Source organism: Paracoccus sp. IB05, assembly GCF_016405985.1.
In the GTDB taxonomy this organism is placed as follows: domain Bacteria; phylum Pseudomonadota; class Alphaproteobacteria; order Rhodobacterales; family Rhodobacteraceae; genus Pseudogemmobacter.
In genome coordinates this window covers 1-3,435 of record NZ_JAEFCF010000082.1, presented here as the reverse complement: position 1 = coordinate 3,435, position 3,435 = coordinate 1, and the positions used below count along the sequence as shown (strand labels likewise).

Annotated in this window: 2 protein-coding genes; both read right to left on the bottom strand. The window is 60.0% G+C overall.

All coding sequences use genetic code 11. The features are described 5' to 3' along the window. Positions 1-158: 158 nt before the first annotated feature. Complete coding sequence (locus tag JC607_RS25035; RefSeq protein ID WP_198839421.1) at positions 159-2,189, bottom strand: tyrosine-type recombinase/integrase; 2,031 nt, start codon at positions 2,187-2,189, stop codon at positions 159-161. Beyond that, on the bottom strand, positions 2,186-3,435 hold a 1,250-nt coding region (locus tag JC607_RS25030), incomplete at its 5' end, for a tyrosine-type recombinase/integrase (protein WP_370584958.1). The genes JC607_RS25030 and JC607_RS25035, both read right to left, overlap by 4 nt.

Below are 3,435 nucleotides of genomic sequence, written 5' to 3'. Positions count from 1 at the left end.
CTGGTTAGATGTTATCTGGACAGGCAAGCGCTTTCTTGGCGCTTAGGGTAGCGATAGTCCATAGGAGGGGCCCCGCCGTCCGCACTGCGCGGATCAAAGCGCTGGCGGTGCGGACGGCGGGGAGGTCCCTGTGGTCTATCGCGGGATCACCGCAGAGTTCATCCTTCAATTGGTTCATCCAGGTCTACCAAGAGCCTTTCGATGCGTTTTGCGATGCCGTTGTGCCGTTCGACTTCTCGCGACCAGCCCCGTTCTCTGGCATCGTCTGCAAGCGCTATTTCGAGTTTTCTCCGGTCTCGAAGCCGACCAGCATAGGCCTTACTGGTCACGAATTTTGCGCAGCTGAGATACAGGTCGCATTCGCATGGCCCCTCTGAGGGCAGGCGAAGACAGTGGCCTAGTTCGAGTTCTGTCTTGATGAAGTTCGACTTCAGCCAGTCGATCGCCGAGCACGACAGCTTGCCTGCGCGGATCACCTCTGCGCCCGGGCCCGCAATCATTTCGCCGGGTCCCAGGACGCTGCGGTAATCGCGCAGCACTTCGGTGTCGCTGATCCTGGCGTAGACCATCGACATATGAGGGGTCTGATGACCAAGAACGCTCATGATCGTGTGCAGTTTCGCCCCGCGCTCGGCCAGTTGTGTGCCTACGGTATGCCGAAACCGGTGAGTGCTGACTGTGGGCTTGCCGTCATGATCGATAAGCCCGGCCAGCGTGCAGAGCTGGTTCAGGGGAGCCTGCATCAAGTAATCTGGTGAAATCCGCCCGCCGCGCCGATAGAAGACATATCGGACGATCTCGCCAGTCCTATCGTCCCTGATCGGTCGGTCATTGGCCTCCAAACGGTTCTTGATCACCTGGTTCAATGCTGTGGCAGCGTCATCGTGGAGCGGAACAAGGCGCTCCCGCATCGTCTTTCCTGCAGGAATTCGTAGGCGATAGGTGCCATCGGGATAGCGATCCAGACAGTCCAGGCGGAGCCGGACGATCTCTCCCCTTCTTGCCCCTGACCAGCGCGCAACCAGAAGTGCTGCACGCTGGAACGCACATTCGATCTTCGGAAGGTGCTCCATCAGACGCGAAAGTTGATCGTCGGGTATGAACCGCGGCACGCGTTGCGCCAGTTTCGGCAAGTCACTTGGGTCGAGGAGCGGGCGTGTGGGGAAGTTCGGCCAATCCCAAGCTGCGCCGTCCGCGAGAAATTTGGCAACGGTACCTGCTCGCGCGCGACGGGCTGTAATGGACAGTGGCGCGCCGGTACGAGGCGCGATGTCGAACTGCAAGTGGCGCAGGTAATCGTTGAAGATGTCGGGCGTGATGTCCGCAAAGGTCTTAACCTTGGATTGCAGTCCCGCAACGTAAGTGACGAAGTGGCGTATCGACGCGGCCAGATGATCGACCGTCGCGCGCGCCAAGGTCGGCTGCTTCTTCGCGACCCAGCGATCCGCCCAGTCCTGAAGATCGGGCCGAGGCGATGGGATCGGTTTGCGCTTGTCCTGTATGATCTGTGGGCGGACAACATCATTTCCGTTGTGGAAGAGGAGAAGCTGCAGCCGCCGGGCCTGGTTGTGCCAACCGCGCAGAAAGCCGGTTGGGAAGTCCTCCTCTTCCTTTCGGAACAAGTGGGTGTCGCTGCGCGCCGCGAACGCTTCGACACCGGCCATCATCTCGTCAAGGTGGCGCTGTCGGAGATCATCGAAGGATCGGATGCCGGTGTGCATGGCGATCCGAGGCAGGATGACGTGAAGCGACGCCCGCATGCTGGCTGCGGAATAGCCAATCCGCTCGCTGTCCTCGACCAACCGGTCCAGCCCGGCATAGGCGTTCAGTGGGGCCATCGTCTCAGCAACGCGCATGTTCCCGACGGCGAACAGAAAGTCATAGTCTAGCCGGATGCAGTCAGTCATGGCGGCGTAGTACAGGTAACTGCGTGCCCGAAAACTGACCGGGTACGTCGGGTGCGCCTGCTTGTCACCGCTCAGGCGGCCAATCCTGATCGGCAGGGTGGCGGAGAACCAGTCGTTGATATCCGGCCAGCTCTCGATGAATATGGATCGGTAGAACAGCCGTTTGCGGCGAAAACTGTCGTCCATCGGAATCCGCGCCAGAAAAGCCGCATAGTCGGCTTCGTCCGCATGTTTGAAGGGGCGGGGATGACAGGTCTCTGATTCATGAGAAATCTGCTTCATGGCTCATCTCCGTCTTCACCCCGTATCGGGCGATCAAGACCGAGGGCTTGCCGGTATTCGGTGACGACCACGGCATCGGAGACCCTCGTATAAATCCTCGTCGATTCCGGGGATGCATGGCCCAAGCGCTTCTGCAGGGTCAGCTCTCGCATCCCCGCCTCCCACATGCGGGTCGCGTGGGTGTGGCGGAGTGCGTGGGGGGTCATCCATTGTTCTCGGATCCCGGCGCGGTCGCAGGCACGGGCAAACAGACGGGCCAGTGCAGAGTAGGACAATGGGTCCCTACGATTTACGCCACCCCCGCCCACGAGGAAAACGAACGGCGCTTCAGCATCGTGAGGCCGTTCATGCATGACGTAAGTGTTCAGTGTTTCCAGGGTCTCGCCATCGTGCAAATCGACGACGCGCTCGACGCGGGACTTTGATCGTGCGCCCTTTGGATGATCGTCGCGGCAGCGGACAAAGATGCGACGACGCCCGTAGCTTACATCGGTGAGCTGCAATCCAAGGACCTCCCCCGGGCGCAGGCCACCGTTCAACATGAGCAAGATCAGACTGCGATCGCGGAGATTGCGGGCGGCGGCCAGCAAGCCTTCAACTTGATGTTGGCTCATAGGTCGGGGGAGCCGCTGCACGGTTTTCAGGCGCAGTTCTCGGATCTCAGGCTTATGCCGCGAAATACCAGCCAGAAAAGGTTTGTGTCGGTCGCTCACCCGCCATGAAGTCCGGTCCTGCTTTCTGACTATGGGGTTTGGCCCGCTGAAGGCTCCTGTGAAAATCGCCCAGCGATAGAAGGCGTCGACCGCCACGAGGATGCGATTGATCGTGGCGGCTGAAAGGCCCTGCCGAACGGCAGCCCCCTCGCTCACCACGAGTCTGATCGAAGTATCCCGGCGCTTGCGGTTGGCGTGTACCGACCGGAGGTACTCGAGGAATGCAGCCGAGAGTTCGGGGGAGAAGGAGGTCCAGTGAATTCCTTGGGTTGAGAGAAAGGTCCAGAGATGAATGAGGTCGCGTGCATAGGCGAGGGCGGTGTTCGGCGAATACGCCTTCGCCCCCAGATAGCCGACAAAACTGCAGATCGGGTCGACTGCGTTGCCGTCCATATCTGTCACAAGAATGGTCGCGCCACCGTCGGCGCTTCTCAGTTTGAACATCTGCGCCTCGGTGATTTTGCAAGTCGTAACAGCCAGCATAGGGCAAAACGCCACCGTCGGCATCCTGTCCACATAATCGATGCCTCGAA